At 42.0% G+C, this 21,804-nt stretch carries 13 protein-coding genes and 2 pseudogenes; 10 read left to right on the forward strand and 5 right to left on the reverse strand.

Annotation, left to right across the window (positions count from 1 at the left end; genetic code table 11):
* A pseudogene (locus N5O98_RS25305) lies at positions 1-110 on the forward strand (IS30 family transposase); the annotation flags it as partial.
* A 7-nt stretch (positions 111-117) separates the two neighbouring features.
* Here the strand turns inward: N5O98_RS25305 and N5O98_RS25310 are convergent.
* Positions 118-1,356 (reverse strand): annotated as a pseudogene (locus N5O98_RS25310) (SusC/RagA family TonB-linked outer membrane protein); the annotation flags it as partial.
* Positions 1,357-1,487: 131 nt separating this feature from the next.
* Positions 1,488-5,519, reverse strand: coding sequence for a hybrid sensor histidine kinase/response regulator transcription factor (locus N5O98_RS25315; protein ID WP_004307915.1), 4,032 nt, complete (start codon positions 5,517-5,519; stop codon positions 1,488-1,490).
* A 379-nt stretch (positions 5,520-5,898) separates the two neighbouring features.
* Here N5O98_RS25315 and N5O98_RS25320 point away from each other — a divergent pair, with 379 nt between their 5' ends.
* The 8 genes from N5O98_RS25320 (at position 5,899) to pelA (ending at position 16,224) form a co-directional block, all read left to right on the forward strand.
* Positions 5,899-6,810, forward strand: a complete 912-nt coding sequence (locus N5O98_RS25320; protein WP_004299199.1) for an EamA family transporter — start codon at positions 5,899-5,901, stop codon at positions 6,808-6,810.
* Between the two features lie 51 nt (positions 6,811-6,861).
* Positions 6,862-7,422 (forward strand): ribosome recycling factor, encoded by a 561-nt coding sequence (gene frr / locus N5O98_RS25325; protein ID WP_004299198.1) that lies wholly within the window; start codon positions 6,862-6,864, stop codon positions 7,420-7,422.
* Positions 7,423-7,528: 106 nt separating this feature from the next.
* The gene (rsgA, locus tag N5O98_RS25330; RefSeq protein ID WP_004299197.1) at positions 7,529-8,461 is read left to right on the forward strand and encodes a ribosome small subunit-dependent GTPase A; all 933 of its coding nucleotides are present in this window, start codon (positions 7,529-7,531) and stop codon (positions 8,459-8,461) included.
* Positions 8,462-8,538: 77 nt separating this feature from the next.
* Positions 8,539-9,210, forward strand: a complete 672-nt coding sequence (locus tag N5O98_RS25335; RefSeq protein WP_004299196.1) for a TapB family protein — start codon at positions 8,539-8,541, stop codon at positions 9,208-9,210.
* A gap of 139 nt (positions 9,211-9,349) precedes the next feature.
* Complete coding sequence (locus tag N5O98_RS25340; RefSeq protein ID WP_004299195.1) at positions 9,350-10,438, forward strand: efflux RND transporter periplasmic adaptor subunit; 1,089 nt, start codon at positions 9,350-9,352, stop codon at positions 10,436-10,438.
* 171 nt (positions 10,439-10,609) lie between these two features.
* Positions 10,610-13,642 carry an efflux RND transporter permease subunit gene (locus tag N5O98_RS25345; RefSeq protein ID WP_004299194.1) on the forward strand — a complete coding sequence of 1,011 codons (3,033 nt, stop codon included), beginning with the start codon at positions 10,610-10,612 and terminating at the stop codon, positions 13,640-13,642.
* Positions 13,639-14,979: a TolC family protein gene (locus N5O98_RS25350; RefSeq protein ID WP_004299193.1), complete on the forward strand. Its 1,341-nt coding sequence runs from the start codon at positions 13,639-13,641 to the stop codon at positions 14,977-14,979. The genes N5O98_RS25345 and N5O98_RS25350 overlap by 4 nt, the downstream gene beginning before the upstream one ends.
* A 150-nt stretch (positions 14,980-15,129) precedes the next feature.
* Positions 15,130-16,224, forward strand: a complete 1,095-nt coding sequence (gene pelA, locus N5O98_RS25355) for a pectate lyase (protein ID WP_022199267.1) — start codon at positions 15,130-15,132, stop codon at positions 16,222-16,224.
* Between the two features lie 167 nt (positions 16,225-16,391).
* Here pelA and N5O98_RS25360 read toward each other — a convergent pair whose 3' ends face one another.
* Positions 16,392-18,029, reverse strand: a complete 1,638-nt coding sequence (locus N5O98_RS25360) for a fumarate hydratase (RefSeq protein ID WP_004299191.1) — start codon at positions 18,027-18,029, stop codon at positions 16,392-16,394.
* Positions 18,030-18,063: 34 nt separating this feature from the next.
* Here N5O98_RS25360 and N5O98_RS25365 point away from each other — a divergent pair, with 34 nt between their 5' ends.
* Positions 18,064-18,324, forward strand: coding sequence for a hypothetical protein (locus N5O98_RS25365; protein WP_224262987.1), 261 nt, complete (start codon positions 18,064-18,066; stop codon positions 18,322-18,324).
* Here the strand turns inward: N5O98_RS25365 and N5O98_RS25370 are convergent.
* Together N5O98_RS25370 and hflX are read right to left on the reverse strand one after the other, a co-directional pair.
* On the reverse strand, positions 18,296-20,287 hold the full coding sequence (locus N5O98_RS25370) for a DUF4954 family protein (protein ID WP_004299189.1): 1,992 nt from the start codon (positions 20,285-20,287) through the stop codon (positions 18,296-18,298). The genes N5O98_RS25365 and N5O98_RS25370 overlap by 29 nt on opposite strands.
* Before the next feature lie 92 nt (positions 20,288-20,379).
* On the reverse strand, positions 20,380-21,639 hold the full coding sequence (gene hflX, locus N5O98_RS25375; RefSeq protein ID WP_004299188.1) for a GTPase HflX: 1,260 nt from the start codon (positions 21,637-21,639) through the stop codon (positions 20,380-20,382).
* Positions 21,640-21,804: the final 165 nt, after the last annotated feature.

The raw sequence follows: 21,804 nt of genomic DNA on the forward strand, positions 1-21,804 counted from the left end.
GGATTGAAAATAAACTCAATAATCGACCTCGTAAAAGACTTGGATACCTCACGCCAAACGAAAAATTTAAACAAATTATTAATCAGAATTCTGTTGCATTTGCAAGTTGAATTCAGCTCCTTCCGAGTTGATATACTTTGTATATTTACCATCCACATCATATATTTCCGCCAATGGGGAACTGGTAATAAAATCATTAAAGTTACCATCCTCACGATCCTGTTTAGTCATCGCATAAGAAGAATTGATGCCAAAACTAATCCACTTTGATATTTCAAAGTCCAGATTCAACCTTAAAGAAAACTTCTGGTATCCCGATCCGGTAACCACCATTCCCTGTTGGTCAAAATAGTTGGCACCTGCCGATACTTTGATTTTCTCTGTTCCTCCACGTACACTGACATCATAATTATGGTAAATTGCATTTCTGAACATTTCTTTTTCCCAGTCGATAAACTTTCCGCTGGCCCATACCCGCTGCATAACCTCGTCTTCCAATGCCTCGGCTATCGAAATCTCACGTGCATCAACAATTCCCTTATCATGTGCCTTCGCTTCACGGCGAAGCTGCATATACTCTTCGGGAGAATAGAAATCAAAATTCCTCCAGAGAGACTGGATACCCAGATAACCATTATAACTGACTTCCACCTTTCCGGCTTTACCGCGCTTGGTAGTTACCAATACCACACCGTCACTGGCACGTGCCCCATAAATAGCCTGCGACGCAGCATCCTTCAGAATTTCAACCGACTCAATATCGTCCGCACTCAACGTGCTAAACTCCGTTGCACTAGAAGGAGAACCATTTATGATATATAAAGGAGCATTGTCCGCACTGATAGAACGGGAACCGCGAATAGTGATCGAAGGAGTCGATCCCGGACGTCCGGAACTACTCGTTACATTCACACCTGCGGCACGTCCACGCAGCATATCAGCCACATTGCCGGCAGGAAAGGTTTTCATTTCATCCGCTTTGACCGAGGCTACCGAAGTTGCCACGTCACTTTTACGCTGAACGCCATAGCCGACAACGACTAATTCATCGAGCATTTTCGACTCTTCTACCATATCCACATTCAGTACCGTTTTCGTACCGACACGTATCTTCTGTTCCTTATATCCTATACAAGAGAAAACAAGGGTAGATTTTGCAGATACGCTGATTGAATATTTTCCATTTACATCCGTCACTGTACCGTTAGTAGTCCCCTCCTCCATAATATTAGCTCCGGGGATTGGTCCAAGTGCGTCTGTCACAACTCCAGAAACTCTGACGTTTTGAGCACTAACCTCTAAAGAGATAAGAAAGGCTGTCAGGAACACAGCCCATTTAATTACGATGTTTTTCATACTATGTAATAATTTGAATGATTACAGTGCAAAAATCCAAATAATTAGTGATTTCGAATAATAGAATCGTCCGTATAAAAGTTCAAATAGTACAATTCTCACCAGGAGACAAATACATAAGACGCTATATATTAAGCGTTTGTGTATTTCCTCCGGTAAGCAGCCGGAGTAATATCATAAGCATTCTTAAAACATCGGATAAAATAACTTGGATTAGAAAAACCGTAATCAAATGCTATATCAGCAATCAGGGCATTGGGATCATTGATTAATTTTTCTGTTGCCTTTTTCAGTCTCAAAGATAAAATAAAGTCATTCGGGGTCTGTCCGGTCAATGCTTTCAGTTTGGTGAAAAGCAAAGTTCTGCTCATGCACATCTCACGTGCAAAAGTGGCTACGTCAAAGTCTGCGTTATCAATATAAGATTCCACAATCGCGGTAGCATCCATCAGCATCTTTTTATCGATCGGATTAAACGGAAGGTCTTCCACTTTAGGTTCATCATTCCGGGCAAACCGCTGCTGGAGCAGTTTACGAGTCTGGATGATATTGTTGCAACGGGCCACCAATATCTTGATATTGAAAGGTTTGGAGATATAATCATCCGCTCCCGTCTGCAAGCCCTCTAAGGTATGTTCTTCCCGGTTGCGGGCAGTCAGCAATACCACAGGAATATGGCTGGTCTGCAAATTGCTTTTCAACTTCTCGCACATCTCCAGGCCGGACATAACAGGCATCATAATATCACTCACAATCATCTGTGGTTGTAGTGAAGAAGCCTGCTCCAATCCTTCCTGCCCGTCGGCAGCCGTATATACATCATATATTTGTTCAAAAATCTGTGCCAACACCTTACGCATCTCCGGGTTATCCTCCACAATCAGTATTTTCACCGTTTTATCCGGCTTCACCATTTCCGAGATTTCTTGAGGCTCTATTACATAATGTCCGGCAACGCGTTCATCTGCAGAGGAAGATGCTTCCACATTCACATTTGCATCCCGGTGAAGAGTAACGATAAAAGACGTTATTCCATTCGGCTCACTTTCCACTCCGATAGTTCCCTGATGCAATTCCACAATTCCTTTCGCCATTGCCAACCCGATACCCGATCCTTTGACTGTCTGTGTAGTTGTTGCCGAGTCATCCTGCCAAAACCGTTCAAATACATGTTTGATCTTGGACTTTTCGATACCGACACCTAGATTATTGACTGAAATCACAATGTCATTCTCTCCTTCCGCTACCAATTCTACAGAAATCCAGTCACCGGGCTTCGTATATTTAAAAGCATTGGACAATAGATTATAGAATACTTTCTCTATCTGCGTCTTGTCAATATACAAATCCGCTTCTTTGAAAGTGGAAGAAAAGCGGAGATCGATCTTATTCAGCTGCGCATAACTATAGAAAGAACAACAAATCTCCTCTATCACCGCAACAATATTCTCTTTGGAAATTTTCAATTTCAGATATCCCTGATCCTGCTTACGGATATCAATCACTTCATCCACCAGATTATTCATCCGGCGGGAGTTCTTATAAATCTCCAAAATTTTATTATACACCTCGGGGATCATGTCTTTATGCATCAGGAGCATCTCAAGCTGACTGGATATAAGCGTTAACGGAGTACGGAACTCATGCGATACATTGGTAAAGAAACGTAGTTTGGACTGATTCACATTTTCGATATACTCTTTTTCCCGTTTCTCGGCCAATAGAGAATGTTGCAAGGTTTTCCGTATCCAGAACATACGGATAATATAACCTGCAATAAGGATACCTGCCAATATCATCAGCAAAATAAACCATGCTCGTTGATAAACGGGCGCCTCCACTATCAGCTCAAAACTGGCAGAAGGTGCTTCCTGGTCGTGAATGCGCAACTGGTCGCCACGAACATGAAAAGTATAACGCCCCGGATGAAGATTGGTATAAGTAACCATCGTATTATCTCCCGCCTTCATATATTCGTTATCAAATCCTTCAAGTTTATATTCCAGACCGATATTGGAAATATTATTCAGGGTATTGCTCGCTATCTCAAAAGTGACGGAAGAATACCTGGGCGGCAATACTAATTGATGTTCATACAATACCGTTTCCTTGATAAGTCCCAACGAATCAAGTGGTTGTATTTCCGTATTATCCACAAGCACTCGTTTTACGAACACATTATAATCCACAGACTGCTTGTTCAGTTTCTCCTGGGCTATGGAAACGATACCTGCTAGTCCACAGACATAAATATCGTGGTCGGACGTAATGTACAGCCCTCCGTCATTCACGTTATTCAAGGGAAAATCACTCTGCCTGTTATAGTTCTCGAATGTGGTAGTGGCTAGATTGAATTTAGAGAAACCGCCATTCGTTGCCACATAAATGGAACCGTCCAGCGGACTCTCTACCAATCCGGTGATAAATCCATTCTCCAATCCCTGCTTCGCTCCGTATCCTACAAAGGTGTCTTTCTTCTTATCGAATAGATAAATTCCCGATCCCGTCGATCCCAGCCATATACGTCCTTTTCTATCACATAGAATATGATTAATGTGATGCTGTGCCGTGCTCTGCGCTATTTGGGAGAAAGGATAACTACGGGAAGTACCCGCTTTCAAATTGACCCGTATCAAATCAAAAGAAGTGGTCAGCCATAAATCCCCTTCTTTATCAAACGTCATATCCCAAACCTGCGACAAATGTCTGGAAGCTAAAGAAGGATGTTCGAAATGATGCAACCGGAGATGTTTTTTATCCAATACAAGCAGCCCACCCTTGGCTGCTATCAATAAGGAATCATGACCGGCAAACTCTATCATTTTTACCAGATTATAGGCCCTGTCGACTGTTTTTCCTTCCGGAGTATCGATATTTTCCGTAATAGATTCTATATGTCCGGTCGACAGGTTAATCCGATTGATGCCCTGATAAAGCGAAGCTACCCAAAGATAATCCGGTTCTTTCTCATAATACAAAGACTTCACAATCTTAAAAGACAGCTCTTGAGCATATAAATGTTTAAGCGGAAAAAAGCGTTTGGCATATTTATCATAGTAGTTCAATCCACTTCCTTCACTTGCAAACCAGATCCGCCCGGAACAGTCTTCGGCAATGGAACTGATGATATAGGAATTCAAATGCCCGCCAACAGCCGTAGACGAACGGTAAAAGTGATAAGCATCATTCGCTACATTATAATATTGTATTCCCTGATAGAAAGTGCCCAGCCATAAAGTTCCCGAAGTGTCGTAATGCATCGAAATGATGGAACGTATATCGGCTGCCTCCACATTCAAGTCATATTCATAATCCGTAAACTCTCCGGTAGAGAGATTTAAAGTCTGCAAACCGGCGTAAGTTCCGATATACAGAAGACTATCATTGGCTTGTGTCACATGACGCACATTATCATGGTTGATTGTATTATCAGCCACTTTATTATATCTGTAATGAGTAAGCTCCCCATTTGCCTCCAACCGGGTAAGTCCCCGATTTCTGGTAGCTATCCAGATGCTCCCGTCTCTGTCTTCCGTAATCGAATTAACAGCCCCCACATCAATATGACGGGTGATATGAGCAGCCTGATCGATACAGTAAATACCCTTGGAAGAAGTACCCACCACCACGGTTTGATTCTGACGAACCATTAGACTGTTCATCAATATATCCTCTCCGTCCGAAGGGAATGAAAAGAATAACTCGGGCACTTGGTTGAGATCACGATAACGGTAGATTTCTTTTCCGGTAGCTATCCACAATGCGTCGTGCGCATAGCAGATTCCTGCAACTTCTCCTTCACGCAACACCTTAAAGCGGTTCAAACGCATGTCATAAAGAGTCACACTCTGCAAACTACGGATAAAAAGCAATCCTTCCTTGTTTCCGCAAACCTGCCGGATATTATTTATATTGATTGAATAGGGATTGGCGTTATCCGGTTTGAAGACTTCAAATTTACGACCGTCAAAGCGGTTCAGTCCGTCTTGAGTACCAATCCATAAAAATCCGAATTCATCCTGATAGAAACAATTGACCGTTTGATGCGAAAGTCCTTGCCTCACGTCTTTAAAACGCATATTGATATCCTTTGTCACATTTGCCATGCAACAAAGTCCCGATATAAACAGGCAATAAATAACAAGAAAGTTAGCTTTGGTCATCTGTGTTTTTCGATAATTCGGATACAATATTCGGGAAAATCCAAGATATATGCAAGTGTTTATGCAAAAACCTGATTGACTATTGCCTGTTAATTATTCCTCAGACTGCGTATAACTAATCTCCCGATCGAATAAAATTAGTCGTCTGACAGTTGATTCTTTTTCGTCTGACAGTTGTCAGACGAAAGTTCAACAGTAGTCAGACGCAAGTTTAACAACTGTCAGACGATTAATTTTATGCATAAACAAGATTAGTATCCTCTTCACTAAGAAATAGTTTTTAGCATACGAAAGATTAAATTATACTACCAACCGCCTAAACGCTTGTTTATCATTGGTGAACTGCGTACTTTTGCACGCCATTAAAAAAAGCAAAACAATGACTAACAAAACCAAAGGTTTTATCTATGGAGCGATTGCCGCTGCGAGCTACGGTATGAATCCTCTTTTTGCACTTCCGCTCTATGCAGCCGGAATGAGTGTCGATACCGTTTTATTCTACCGGTACTTCTTTGCGACAATCGTATTGGGTATTCTGATGAAAATGCAGCATCAGTCTTTTGCACTTCATAAGGCAGACGTTTTGCCCTTAGTCATTATGGGATTGTTATTCTCTTTTTCATCACTGCTTTTGTTTATGAGCTATAATTATATGGATGCCGGAATTGCTTCAACGATTCTGTTTGTTTATCCGGTGATGGTAGCTGTCATTATGGGAATATTCTTCAAGGAAAAGATTTCCGCCATTACCGTTTTCTCCATCCTGCTGGCACTTTCAGGCATTGCCTTGCTTTATCAGGGAGACGGCAACAAACCGCTATCGACTTTGGGAATTATCTTTGTTCTGTTGTCTTCTCTCTCTTATGCTATATATATAGTAGGTGTAAACCGTTCGACATTGAAAAACCTGCCGACCACGAAACTTACCTTCTATGCCATTTTGTTCGGACTATCGGTTTATATCGTCCGTTTAAATTTCTGTACGGAACTGCAAGTAATACCGTCTGCCTGGCTCTGGGCCGATGTATTATCACTCGCCATCCTGCCAACTGCCGTATCACTGGTCTGTACCGCACTGGCCATCCATTATATAGGCTCTACACCAACGGCAATATTGGGTGCTTTGGAACCGGTGACAGCTTTATTCTTCGGTGTTCTCCTGTTTCACGAAAAACTGACTCCCCGCTTAATGATGGGTATTTTAATGATTATCACCGCCGTTACCCTGATTATCATTGGCAAGTCACTCATAAAAAAGATGGGTATGCTGTTGCAGATGAACAAAAAATAATATACTTTTGCTACTTAATCAATCAAAATGCAATTTTAAATCTCAAAAAATATGGTAGACGTAAAGACTTGCCTTGACAATGCACAAGAAAAGATGGATATGGCCATCATGTATCTGGAAGAAGCACTGGCACATATCCGCGCCGGAAAAGCGAGTGCACGCTTATTAGATGGTATCCGCGTAGATTCTTACGGAAGTATGGTACCTATCAGCAATGTAGCAGCAATTACTACTCCGGACGCCCGCAGTATCGTAATCAAGCCTTGGGATAAAAGCATGTTCCGTGTCATCGAAAAAGCAATCATCGACTCTGACCTCGGTATCATGCCCGAAAACAATGGAGAAATGATCCGTATCGGCATCCCTCCCCTGACGGAAGAACGTCGTAAACAACTGGCAAAACAGTGTAAAGGAGAAGGCGAAACGGCTAAAGTAAGCGTACGCAACGCGCGTCGTGACGGCATCGACGCACTGAAAAAGGCCGTAAAAGACGGATTGGCAGAAGACGAGCAGAAGAATGCGGAAGCCAAACTGCAAAAAATCCATGATAAGTATATCAAACAAATCGATGATATGCTGGCTGAAAAGGATAAAGAAATTATGACCGTCTAAAAAATAATGAAGAATTAAGAATGAAGAATGAGGAATTATAATGCTGTATTATTCAGTTGAAACACAGCCTGAATTCTTCATTCTTCATTTTTAATTTATAATTTATATGAAAGGATTAGTAATCAAAAACACGGGTAGTTGGTATCAGGTGAAAACCGATGACGGACAATCTATTGAATGTAAAATCAAAGGGAATTTCCGGTTGAAGGGGATTCGCAGTACTAATCCTGTTGCAGTGGGTGATCGTGTCCGGATTATACTTAATCAGGAAGGCACTGCTTTTATCAGTGAAATAGAAGATAGAAAGAACTACATCATCCGCCGCTCGTCCAATCTTTCCAAACAATCTCATATCCTTGCTGCCAATCTCGACCAGTGTATGCTGGTGGTAACCATCAATTATCCGGAAACTTCCACTATTTTTATTGATCGCTTTCTTGCATCCGCAGAGGCCTATCGCGTCCCTGTAAAACTGGTATTTAATAAGGTAGATGCTTACGACGAAGATGAACTCCGCTATCTGGACGCACTTATCAACTTATACACACAAATCGGCTACCCTTGCTTCAAAGTTTCCGCAAAGAGCGGCACTGGAGTGGCTGAAATCAAAAAAGCACTGGAAGGCAAGATTACTTTATTTTCCGGACATTCGGGAGTCGGCAAATCGACTCTTATCAATTCCATACTGCCGGGCATAGCAGCCAAGACCGGCGAAATTTCTTCTTACCACAACAAAGGAATGCATACTACTACTTTCTCCGAAATGTTCCCTGTGGAAGGAGATGGCTATATCATCGATACTCCGGGTATCAAGGGCTTCGGCACATTCGATATGGAAGAAGAAGAGATCGGACATTATTTTCCCGAAATATTCAAAACCTCCGCCGACTGCAAATATGGCAACTGTACACATCGTCATGAACCGGGATGTGCCGTACGCAAAGCAGTGGAAGAGCACCTCATCAGCGAATCCCGTTATACCTCTTATCTCAATATGTTGGAAGATAAAGAGGAAGGAAAATATCGGGCTGCTTATTAGAAAAAATGCGAGCAGCGTGCTTATAAAACCAATGCTGTTCACACTTATAGTTATAATAGTACACACAAAAAAACAATATGAAAAAAATCTTAGTTTTATTATGTTTCATTTTATACATAATTTCCGCACATGCACAATATTGCAGTATTAAAAAAGGAAGAACTGCTTACTATGTAACAACCGAAGTAAAGGAAGGAAAAACACTGAAAGATACTATGTGCATCGCAGACGTGGTTGATAAAGGTGATCGCTTAATCATAAGAGAAGATGCTTTCGGAGAGCACTATGATTCTCTAAGTATAAAAAGTGGTATCAACAGGTTATTCTATATTTATCATAAGAGTCAAGATATGACCGAAGTTATCCTTTTGGATGGTAAATCAGAATATGAATATCAGAAATATTCTAAGAACATATATGCAGAAGGACGAATTAGCATACCTTTAAAGGATCATGTTCAGAATGGAGATGATATACCACAGTGTAATTTCTTGCAAAAATCAGGACCAATGACTATGAAAGCTTCTCTAAAAGGAAAATATAAAGGACGTGAAACCATACATACTCCTGCGGGAGATTTTGATTGCATTAAAATCTACACGGAACAAAAAGGAAAAGTCATGTTCATTTCAGAAACCGAATATTCAATAGATTGGTATGCCAAAAATATTGGGCTGGTAAAATCAGAAACTATCACTAAAAAAGGGAAAGTCATATCAACCACCCTTCTATATGCCATAAAAGAATAGTTCCCTTAAGTGTATGAGCTTATTAAATTGAAAAAGATGCATTAACTTTTTTTCTATCATTTACAGATTAAACCTTTCCAGTCAGGGAAAGTCTAATCTTCAAAGATTATATTATAATTGCCATATACAATACTAAACCATGAATAAGAAGACTAAATGGGGCATCATTATTCTTGTTGGTGCCGGGATTATCGGTGGAGGAATCTACTCACAATTACCGAAAAAAAACGACGAACTAGCAGCCGCCGACAAAGTGATGGGCGGTAATAAAAAAAGAGGGAAACAAGTTTTAAATGTAAATGCCAAGGTCATAAAACCGCAATCTCTGACAGATGAATTCACCACTACCGGTGTACTTCTGCCCGATGAAGAAGTGGATTTGTCTTTCGAAACGTCGGGAAAGATTGTAGAAATCAACTTTGAAGAAGGAACAGCCGTAAAGAAAGGCCAATTACTAGCCAAAGTGAATGACAGACAGTTGCAGGCACAATTGCAAAGGTTGATTTCGCAATTGAAACTGGCAGAAGACCGTGTATTCCGCCAGGATGCTTTATTGAAACGGGATGCTGTCAGTAAAGAAGCCTACGAACAGGTGAAAACGGATTTAGCAACTCTGAATGCCGATATAGAAATTATCAAAGCTAATATTGAACTGACAGAGCTACGTGCTCCGTTTGACGGAGTGATCGGACTTCGCCAAGTCAGTATCGGTACGTATGCGTCTCCGACCACAGTCGTTGCCAAGCTGACAAAAATCGCTCCACTGAAGGTTGAATTTTCCGTTCCGGAACGTTATGCCAAGCAAATCAAAAAGGGTACCAATCTCAATTTCAGCGTTGAAGGAACATTGGATGCTTTTGGCGCACAGGTATACGCTGTAGAATCTGCCATCGATCCGAATCTGCATCAATTTACCGCCCGTGCATTATACCCGAATGTCAATCGCACCCTACTTCCCGGCCGTTATGCCAGTGTACTGTTGAAAAAGGATGAAATACCTAATGCAATAGCCATCCCAACGGAAGCAATTGTGCCGGAAATGGGTAAAGATAAAGTCTATCTGTATAAATCAGGAAAGGCCGAACCGGTGGATATCATTACTGGTATCCGCACCGCATCTGAAGTGCAAGTGATTAGAGGATTGCACGTAGGAGACACAATCATCACTTCAGGAACATTGCAACTCCGTACCGGACTCGCCGTAACACTTGACAATATTGAAGAATGAGAATTTATGATTTATGAATTCTGATTTATGATTTATAAGCCAAATAATTTATGATTTATAAGTCAGCAAAATACAGCAAACATTCAGAAATCAGAAATCATAATTCAAAAATCAGAAATCTTCAATCCATAACTCAGAAATCATAATTCAGAAATCAGAAATCATAAATCAATGAACATCTCCGAATTAAGTATACGTCGCCCGGTATTAGCCACAGTATTAACGATTATTATCCTCCTTTTCGGATTCATCGGATACAACTATTTGGGTGTCCGCGAATATCCGTCGGTAGATAATCCGATTATTTCTGTCAGCTGCTCTTATCCGGGAGCTAATGCCGACGTTATCGAAAACCAGATAACTGAACCGTTGGAACAGAATATCAACGGTATTCCCGGTATCCGTTCTTTGTCCAGTGTGAGCCAACAGGGGCAAAGCCGTATTACAGTAGAATTTGAATTGTCCGTCGATCTGGAAACAGCGGCCAACGACGTACGTGACAAGGTTTCACGTGCCCAACGTTATCTGCCTCGCGACTGTGACCCACCGACAGTTTCAAAAGCAGATGCCGATGCCATGCCTATCTTGATGGTTGCTCTTCAGAGTGACAAACGTTCTCTGTTGGAATTAAGTGAAATAGCGGATCTGACTGTGAAAGAACAATTACAGACTATTTCTGATGTAAGTAGTGTATCTATCTGGGGAGAGAAGCGTTACTCCATGCGCCTTTGGCTCGACCCGGTAAAGATGGCAGGTTACGGTATCACTCCCGTCGATGTTAAAAACGCTGTAGATAACGAAAATGTGGAACTTCCTTCAGGTAGTATCGAAGGAAATACCACCGAGTTGACGATCCGTACACTAGGATTGATGCATACCGCAGATGAATTCAATGACTTGATTGTCAAAGAAGAGAATAACCGTATTGTACGATTCAGTGATATCGGACGTGCTGAACTGGGGCCGGCTGATATTAAGAGTTATATGAAGATGAACGGCGTTCCTATGGTGGGTGTCGTAGTCATTCCACAGCCGGGAGCCAACCATATTGAGATTGCGGATGCGGTATACCAGCGTATGGAGCAGATGAAAAAGGACTTGCCGGAAGACGTACACTATAACTACGGTTTTGATAATACCAAGTTTATCCGTGCGTCTATCAATGAGGTAAAGTCAACAGTGTATGAGGCTTTTGTACTCGTAATCATCATTATCTTCCTCTTCCTGCGTGACTGGCGCGTTACATTGGTGCCTTGTATCGTAATTCCTGTCTCCCTCATCGGTGCATTCTTCGTCATGTATCTGGCAGGATTCTCCATCAATGTGCTTTCCATGCTCGCCATCGTACTATCGGTGGGACTGGTGGTAGATGACGCCATCGTTATGACAGAGAATATCTACATCCGTATAGAGAAAGGAATGGCCCCGAAAGAAGCGGGAATAGAAGGAGCCAAAGAAATTTTCTTTGCCGTTATTTCCACCACTATTACGCTGGTAGCGGTATTCTTCCCTATCGTCTTTATGGATGGAATGACGGGACGATTATTCCGTGAGTTCAGTATCGTAATTTCGGGTTCGGTGATTATATCCTCATTTGCCGCATTGACTTTCACTCCGATGTTGGCAACGAAGTTACTCATTAAACGAGAAAAACAAAGTTGGTTCTATGCAAAAACAGAACCGTTCTTTGAAGGAATGAATCGGCTATACAGCCGTTCGCTTGCCGCTTTTCTTAGCAAACGCTGGATCGCTCTTCCATTTACTTTCATCACCATTTGCCTGATTGGTATTCTATGGAATGCAGTTCCTGCGGAAATGGCCCCACTTGAAGACCGTTCGCAAATCAGTATCAATACACGAGGAGCGGAAGGCGTCACCTATGAATATATCAGGGATTACACAGAAGACATCAATCAACTGGTAGACTCCATTCTGCCTGATGCAGAGGCTGTAACTGCCCGTGTATCCAGCGGTAGCGGAAACGTGCGCATCACGCTGAAGGATATGAATGAACGTAATTATACCCAGATGGATGTGGCAGAGAAAATATCAAAAGCGGTACAGAAGAAAACAATGGCGCGTTCATTCGTACAGCAGCAGTCTTCTTTCGGCGGACGTCGTGGAAGCATGCCTGTACAATATGTACTTCAGGCTACCAATTTGGAAAAGCTGGAAGAAGTGTTGCCCAAGTTTATGGCTAAAGTATATGAGAATCCTGTTTTCCAGATGGCGGACGTTGATTTGAAGTTCAGTAAACCGGAAGCTCGTATTCAGATCAACCGTGACAAGGCCAGTATTATGGGGGTAAGTACCAAAAACATTGCTCAAACGCTGCAATATGGATTAAGTGGACAGCGTATGGGATATTTCTATATGAACGGTAAACAATACGAAATTCTTGGTGAAATCAACCGCCAGCAACGAAATAAACCGGCCGACCTGAAAGCTATTTACGTCCGTAGCAGTAGCGGGGATATGATTCAGCTGGACAACTTGATTGAATTGGAAAGCGGTATTGCACCTCCAAAGTTGTATCGTTATAATCGTTTTGTGTCAGCTACCATCTCTGCGGGATTGGCAGACGGCAAAACAATCGGGCAAGGCTTGGATGAAATGGATAAGATTGCCAAAGAAACATTGGATGACACTTTCCGTACTGCCCTGTCGGGAGACTCGAAGGAATATCGTGAAAGTTCTTCCAGTCTGATGTTCGCCTTTATCCTGGCTATCCTTTTGATTTACCTGATTCTGGCAGCCCAGTTTGAAAGTTTCAAAGATCCATTGATTATCATGTTGACAGTGCCGCTGGCTATTGCCGGAGCTTTGGTCTTCATGTATTTCGGAGATATTACGATGAATATTTTCAGTCAGATCGGTATTATCATGCTGATCGGTCTGGTGGCGAAGAACGGTATTCTTATTGTAGAATTTGCCAATCAGAAACAGGAAGCCGGAGAGGATAAAATGAGCGCCATCAAAGATGCTGCCCTTCAACGCCTCCGTCCGATTCTGATGACAAGTGCCTCTACGGTTTTGGGACTTATCCCGCTGGCATTTGCCACCGGAGAAGGTTGTAACCAGCGTATTGCCATGGGTACGGCGGTAGTGGGTGGTATGGTCGTATCCACTCTGCTTACGATGTACATTGTACCGGCTATTTACAGTTACATTTCGACTAACCGAATCAAAAAACTACAAGAATGAAACAGAAAGGAATTTGCATGAAACGCATCATTTATATCACCATTGCATGTGCCTTCTTATCAGTCTCTTTTGCAAAGGCACAAGTTCTCACTCTCAAGGAGTGTCTGGAAGAAGGATTGCAAAACAATTACTCTTTACGTATCATCCATAACGAAGAGCAGATCAGCAAAAACAACGCAACGTTGGGAAATGCAGGTTACCTGCCTACACTGGACTTCTCTGCCGGATATACCGGAAACCTGGACAATATTGAGACCAAGGCGCGTGCTACCGGAGAAATAACAAAGAACAACGGAGTCTACGATCAGACAGTTAATGTCGGTCTTAACCTCAACTGGACTATTTTCGACGGATTCAATATCAGTACCACCTACAAACAGTTGAAAGAGCTGGAACGTCAGGGGGAAACCAACACGCGTATTGCCATTGAAGATTTTATCGCTGCCCTGACTTCCGAATACTATAATTTTATCCAGCAGAAGATTCGTCTGAAAAACTTTCATTATGCAATGTCACTTTCCAAAGAGCGCTTGCGCATAGCCGAGGCTAGTCACCTGGTCGGTAAGTTTTCAGGGCTGGATTATCAGCAGGCAAAGGTGGATTTCAATGCAGACAGTGCCCAATACATCAAACAACAGGAATTGCTACATTCTTCACGCATCCAGTTGAATGAACTGATGGCTAACAACAATGTCAATCAAAACATTATTATCAAAGACTCCACTATCGACGTACACAGCGACTTGCAATTTGATGATTTGTGGAATTCTACGTTAGCAACCAATGCTTCTTTGCTCAAGGCCGATCAAAACACAGTACTTGCCCAATTGGACTACAAGAAAATAAACTCACGCAACTATCCATATCTCAAATTAAATACCGGATATGGATATACGTTCAACAAGTATGACATCAATGCAAACAGCAGAAGAGGTGAACTGGGCTTCAATGCCGGAATAACTGTCGGTTTTAATATCTTCGACGGTAATCGTCGCCGCGAAAAGAGAAATGCAAGTCTGGCTTTCAAGAATCGTCGCCTGGAACGACAGGACTTGGAATTAGCACTTCGCTCTGATCTCAGTAACCTATGGCAAGCCTATCGCAACAATCTTCAATTGCTGAATCTGGAACGTCAAAACCTGATAACCGCCAAAGATAATCACGATATTGCCATGGACCGTTATATACAGGGAGACCTCTCCGGTTTTGAAGTGCGTGAAACACAAAAAAGTTTGTTAGATGCAGAGGAACGCATCCTCTCTGCTGAATATAATACGAAACTTTGCGAAATATCCCTGTTACAAATCAGCGGAAAGATTACGAAATATCTGGAATAAGGAAGTAGTTTCCATTTATTTTTTGATTGGGTTAATCTTCTTATCGGGAGGGTTAACCCAATTTTTACTCTATAAAAAACAGTTATTACATATCAGTATTTTTCTTTCTTCATACATTTGCATACTATAAAAACATTAAATAATAAAGCCATGAGAAAACCAGGTTTTTTCTTACTGCTACTTTTTATCCTGACAAACGCCTCAGCCCAAAAAGCAACAGACTACAGAAAACAACAAAATTACAAAGAATGGGTACACATCGCTCCTAAATTTGACGACGATTTCTTCAAGACGGAAGAAGCCCAACGCATTGGTGACAACGTGTTACTGTATCAGCAAATCACCGGAGGATGGCCAAAAAATATCTATATGCCGGCAGAACTGACAGAACAGGAATATAAAGCGGCACTAAAAGCCAAAGAGGATATCAACCAAAGCACAATCGACAACAATGCCACCACGACAGAAATAGAATATCTGGCACGACTTTATCTGGCTACACAGAAAGAGAAATATAAAGAAGGAGTGCTGAACGGTATTCAATATCTGCTCAAATCGCAGTATGAAAACGGAGGATGGCCTCAATTTTATCCACGTCCCAAAGGTTATTATGTACAAATCACCTACAATGACAATGCAATGGTAAGAGTCATGAATCAACTTCGGAGCATATACGAAAAGAAAGCTCCATATATTTTTCTTCCTGACAATATCTGCGAACAAGCACGCAATGCATTCAACAAAGGTATAGAGTGTATACTCAAAACGCAGGTGTGCCAAAATGGTGAATTAACAGTATGGTGCGCCCAACACGACCGTGTCACTTTGGAACCCTGCAAAGCACGTGCTTATGAACTTCCGTCACTAAGCGGACAAGAGTCGGACAATATTGTATTGCTGTTGATGTCACTTCCTAATCCATCCACAGACATTGTAAAATCCATAGAAGGAGCAATCAAATGGTTCCAAAAGTCTAAAATAAAAGGAATACAGAAGGAATATTTCACTAACGGTGAAGGTAAAAAAGACTATCGTATGGTTCCCTGTGAAGACTGTCCAACTCTCTGGGCACGTTTTTATGAACTGGAAACGAATCGGCCTTTTTTCTGCGACCGTGACGGCATTAAAAAATATGATATATCGGAAATCGGGCATGAGCGCCGGAATGGTTATAGTTGGTATAACAAAGATGGTAGTAAGGTATTGAAGAGATATGAAAAATGGAAAAAAGAACAGAACAAGTAATCACAAATGATGAAAGGCTGATATCTACACTACAAAAATAAATATCCGGAAAGTCTTTAAGTCCTCAAAAGATGAAATCCCCTCACTACATTGCAGAGTGAGGGGATTTTATAAATTCAGGGCATTTAGCCTCTTCTTAAAGTTTTATCCCAACAGGTTAAAACCGGTTATTTTGTGCAATTCCACGGTTTCAACTGTTTGAAGAAGTCATTACCCTTATCATCCACCAAGATAAATGCAGGGAAGTTTTCTACTTCAATTTTCCAGATGGCTTCCATACCCAATTCCGGATATTCCACACATTCGATGCTCTTGATGTTATTCTGTGCAAGGATAGCTGCCGGACCTCCGATAGAGCCAAGATAGAAACCACCATATTTCTTACAAGCATCTGTCACTTGCTGGCTACGGTTACCTTTTGCCAACATGACCATGCTGCCGCCATGACTTTGGAACAGTTCTACATAAGAGTCCATACGTCCTGCTGTAGTAGGACCCATAGAACCACAAGCCATGCCTTCCGGAGTTTTTGCCGGACCTGCATAATAAATAGGATGATCCTTAATATATTGTGGCAAGTCTTCGCCGCGATCCAAACGTTCTTTCAGTTTAGCATGGGCGATGTCACGACCTACGATGATCGTTCCGTTCAATGACAGACGAGTAGCTACCGGATATTTAGTCAGCTCTTTCAGGATTTCAGGCATCGGACGGTTCAGGTCGATCTTTACAACATCACCTTCACCTGCTTGACGCAGTTCTACAGGAATAAGTTCGCCCGGATTTGAATCCAGTTTCTCAATCCAGATACCTTCCTTATTGATTTTACATTTGATGTTACGGTCGGCAGAGCAAGATACTCCCAAGCCTACCGGACAAGAAGCACCGTGACGAGGCAAACGGATGATGCGTACGTCATGAGCAAGATATTTACCTCCGAATTGCGCGCCCAATCCAATTTTGTGAGCTTCTGCCAAAACTTCTTTTTCCAGTTCGATGTCGCGGAATGCACGGCCATATTCGTTTCCAGTAGTCGGCAAGTTATCATAGAAATGAGTAGAAGCCAGCTTCACTGTCAATAAGTTCTTTTCAGCAGAAGTTCCACCGATCACGAAAGCGATATGATAAGGAGGGCAAGCGGCTGTTCCCAATGTTTTCATTTTTTCAACCAGGAATGGAACCAGTGTACCGGGATTCAGGATCGCTTTTGTTTCCTGATACAAATATGTCTTGTTGGCAGAACCACCACCTTTTGTTACGCAAAGGAATTCGTATTCCATACCTTCGGTAGCTTCGATGTCAATCTGTGCAGGGAGGTTACATTTTGTATTTACCTCATCATACATATTCAAAGGCGCATTCTGTGAATAACGCAGGTTCTCTTCAGTGTATGTTTTATATACGCCCAGTGAAAGCGCTTCTTCATCAGAATATCCAGTCCATACCTGCTGTCCTTTTTCACCATGGATAATAGCAGTACCAGTGTCCTGACAGAAAGGAAGTACACCTTTTGAAGCAACTTCCGCGTTACGCAGGAAAGTCAATGCCACATACTTATCGTTTTCACTTGCTTCCGGATCACTCAGAATCTTAGCAACTTGTTCGTTGTGCGAACGACGAAGCATGAATGATACATCACGAAAAGCTGCATTAGCCATCGCAGTCAAACCTTCTTTCTCAATTTTCAGGATAGGATTTCCTTCAAACTCGCTTACTGATACATAGTCTTTTGTAAGCAGATAATACTCAGTTGTATCTTTTCCCTTTTCAAACATGGGCTGATACTTAAACGGAGGTGTTGCCATAAGTTTCTTATTTTATTACGTAATGTTAGTTAGTGTGGCAAAGGTAGTAATTAAGAATGAAGAATGGCGAATGATGAATGAAGAATTAAGAATGAATAACGGAGAAAAGCAGGAACAGCAAAAGACAATCATAAACAATAAACAACGAGCGGTAAACAAGCTATGCCATTCATTGACATCTGCCGTTCACCGCTCACTATTTTATTTACAGTTTGCTATTTATCATATCCTGTTTATCATCCACAGTTCGCCATCTGCCACTCCTATTATGATTCGATTGCTTCAATCCGTTTGATTAACTCGTTTCCAAGAGCTGTTTTATCTTCAATATGTTTCAAGACGGCAGTCACAAAGGTATTACTTTCGAAATCACCGCGTACTTGCTCAAAATCCTGCTTCATTTCGTCGTGGGAGCCGTCAGCACCAAATCCGGTCATGGAAGACAACGAAAATTCTTTCTTGGCATCCTCATATACCATCTTATCCAATCCGACAACAGCTTGCTGCCACGCTTTCACGATACCGATGATATCTTGTGCTGTAATCGTTTCCGGATTCAGGCCGTAGAATTCCTGAATCTTATGATAAGCCCATGTCCATTCATAGGTATAATAATTCTCGTGCATTTCTGCAAAGCTTGCATTGATGGATTTCAAACGATTGACTGTTCCATTCTCAATACCATCCAACAATCGGTCGATTTCACTCTTGGGAGCAATCAGTCCGGAAACATCCACCCATTCGCCAAGTCCGATTTCCGTGTCAGGTTTCAGTCGCTGACGGATTTCTTCATTGGTCTGGAAATTAATACCCTCCAATCGTTTTATGATGGAGTTTCCCAAGAACTTGTGAATGGCGATTTCATAAAAACGAATTCCGTTATTCAGAGAAGAGTTCTTGATTTTAGCACTCTGGTAGGAGTAGATCTCTGAAGTTTCACCGGATACACGTTTCAATTCTTTCAAAATGGAACGTCCTTTAAACATCTTCTGAATGGTATAAGGACTCAGCAGGTTATAATTGATATAATCCAGCCGGTTCGGATCTTTTCGCTTATCACGCTTTGGCCATTTCTGTGCGTCACGGATAGTACCTACACTTCTCAAATTAACTCCCGGAACCAGATAAGTGGTATTCCGCTGCTCTATCAGGTAAGAGAAAGGAAGATTGGAAGTATCGGCATGATTAACATGACGTCCCATTACCAAAGAGAAAGCCCCGACACGTGCCGGCCACAGGATATATGAATCGGAAGTGGTCTTCGCTCCTCTCTCCATCGTTCCCTGATGGATAGGACCTAACTTATACATGTGATTACTCTGATTGGACCCCGAACCCGCATTCATAAACGAGAACATACCGGCAATCAATAAAGTAGATTTATGGTGTGTCACAGTGAAAGGACCTGCAAAAATAGCACATGCCTCACCGTTCTCTCCCTGACAATTACTGAAGAATAAAGAATCGGAAGCGGAATAATTGTGTCCCAGTTTACAGGATTGTCCGACGAAACAACGAGTCAACATCGTGCCGTCATCCACTTTAGAGCCGGAAGAGATGATAAAGTCATCACAGATTACACCATGTCCGATATGTACAGGTGCCGTCACATTACTATTGACGCTGCCATTGGATAAGCGGCAGGTCCCACAGATATGGCAGTAATCACCAATCCGGACATTCTTGATCGAGCCCGTATTGAGAATCATCACATGATTGCCAATACTGCCGACAGCAGAAGCATGTTTATTGGAATAATAATCCGCAATAGATTTCATACGGTTTATCAGCTCGGGACGATGGCGGTACAGTGCAAGAATATATGCCTGGTGCGCAGACAATTTATCGTTCATCAACACCTCACGGCCTCCTGTTTCATTCAAGACAGCCACTTCTACCCCATTACCAAAAGTGCTTAACCTATCCACTAAAATAATATCTACATTCTCAATGAAGGTGTCACTGCCAATCTCATAATTAGCAATATAGTTCTGTATATTCTCAATACAGCAGTTATCGCCCACCGACACATTGTGCAACGTCACATGACGTAATCCCGAATGTTTCTTGATTCCCCCCGGCAATGTAAATTCAGCTTCGAATACCCCCAGTTTTACTTCACCCGAGAAACGGGTATGATGGACGTACTCACAATTAAAACCCTCTGCCACTGATACATTTCCCCAATCATCGGCCAGACATGACTGGCTCTTCAACTGAAGTATCTCATCTTCAGTCAATCTACGATAGTCTTTCATCTTAATAATGTGTTAATGTGCCCATATGCCAATGTGCCAATTCTGATGCAGTATGCGCAACCAATTGGCACATCAGCACATTAGCATATTGATTATTCTTCCTCTTCTTCGTAGGTCTGATAAAGAAAATCGTTATAGGGATATTTCTGAACGTGTAATTCTTTCACTCGCTGATAAACTACATTTTTCAGTTCGTCTATATTGATTCGTTCGCGGGCGGAAATAAAGAGGCAGTTATCCTCCATTTTTGCCATCCACGTCTTCATCAGTTCTTCGAGTGTTAAGTTTTCCTTTGTTCGGGGGGTAAGGTCGTCCGGCGCTTTCTCCACGTAGGTGTAAGCGTCTATTTTATTAAATACAAGTATCATAGGTTTGCCACTGCCTCCAATCTCTGCCAGGGTCTTGTTCACCACCTCAATCTGTTCCTCAAATCCGGGGTGGGAAATATCGACTACGTGCACAAGCAAATCTGCTTCACGTACCTCATCCAGGGTAGATTTAAAAGATTCTACCAAGTCGGTAGGTAACTTGCGAATAAACCCTACTGTATCTGACAACAGGAACGGTAGATTATCGATAATCACTTTGCGCACAGTAGTGTCTAAAGTAGCGAACAGTTTGTTTTCCGCAAACACTTCACTCTTGGAGAGAAGATTCATCATGGTTGATTTTCCCACATTGGTATAACCAACCAGTGCAACACGTATCATGCGTCCGCGATTCTTGCGTTGGGTAGCTTTCTGCTTGTCAATCTCCGCCAGACGTTCTTTCAGCAATGACATACGGTTCAGGATGATACGGCGGTCCATCTCAAGCTGTGTTTCACCCGGACCACGAAGTCCCACGGAACCTTTGCCACCACCGGCACCGGAACCACCTCCCTGGCGTTCCAAGTGAGTCCAAAGCCGCTGCAAACGCGGCAACATATATTTATACTGTGCCAGTTCTACCTGTGTCTTCGCATTGGCTGTCTGCGCACGCATGGCAAATATATCAAGAATCAGTGAAGTACGGTCCAGTATCTTCACTTTCAGTTCAGCTTCAATATTACGAATCTGTTTCGCAGAAAGCTCATCATCAAAGATGACCATTCCTACTTCACGTTCTGCTTCCTCTTCGTCATGGATATATTGTCTGATTTCTTCCAACTTTCCTTTTCCAACATAAGTCACAGAGTTAGCCGTCGGCAACTTCTGTGTAAATCGTTTCACAACTTCCGCCCCAGCCGTCTCGGCAAGGAAAGCCAGTTCATCCAGATACTCGTTTGTTTTACGCTCATCCTGCGTCTGTGTGATGAGTCCTACAAGCACTGCTGTTTCTACTTTGGCTTCGGATATTACAAATTCTTTCATTCTTTACTTCTATTATATATAATAATGTGGGCGCAAATATAACAAAAAAAGAGGTTGTGTCAAAACGTTGGCACAACCTCTTTTATATTTTACAGTTCTGCTATATTTTCTTTTGGCTATGCTGCTTTTTCCTCATGCATTTGGCAACAAGTTGCTATATTCCAA

It is taken from the genome of Bacteroides sp. LFL-34 (genome assembly GCF_027257075.1).
GTDB classification, from domain to species: Bacteria; Bacteroidota; Bacteroidia; order Bacteroidales; family Bacteroidaceae; genus Bacteroides; species Bacteroides ovatus.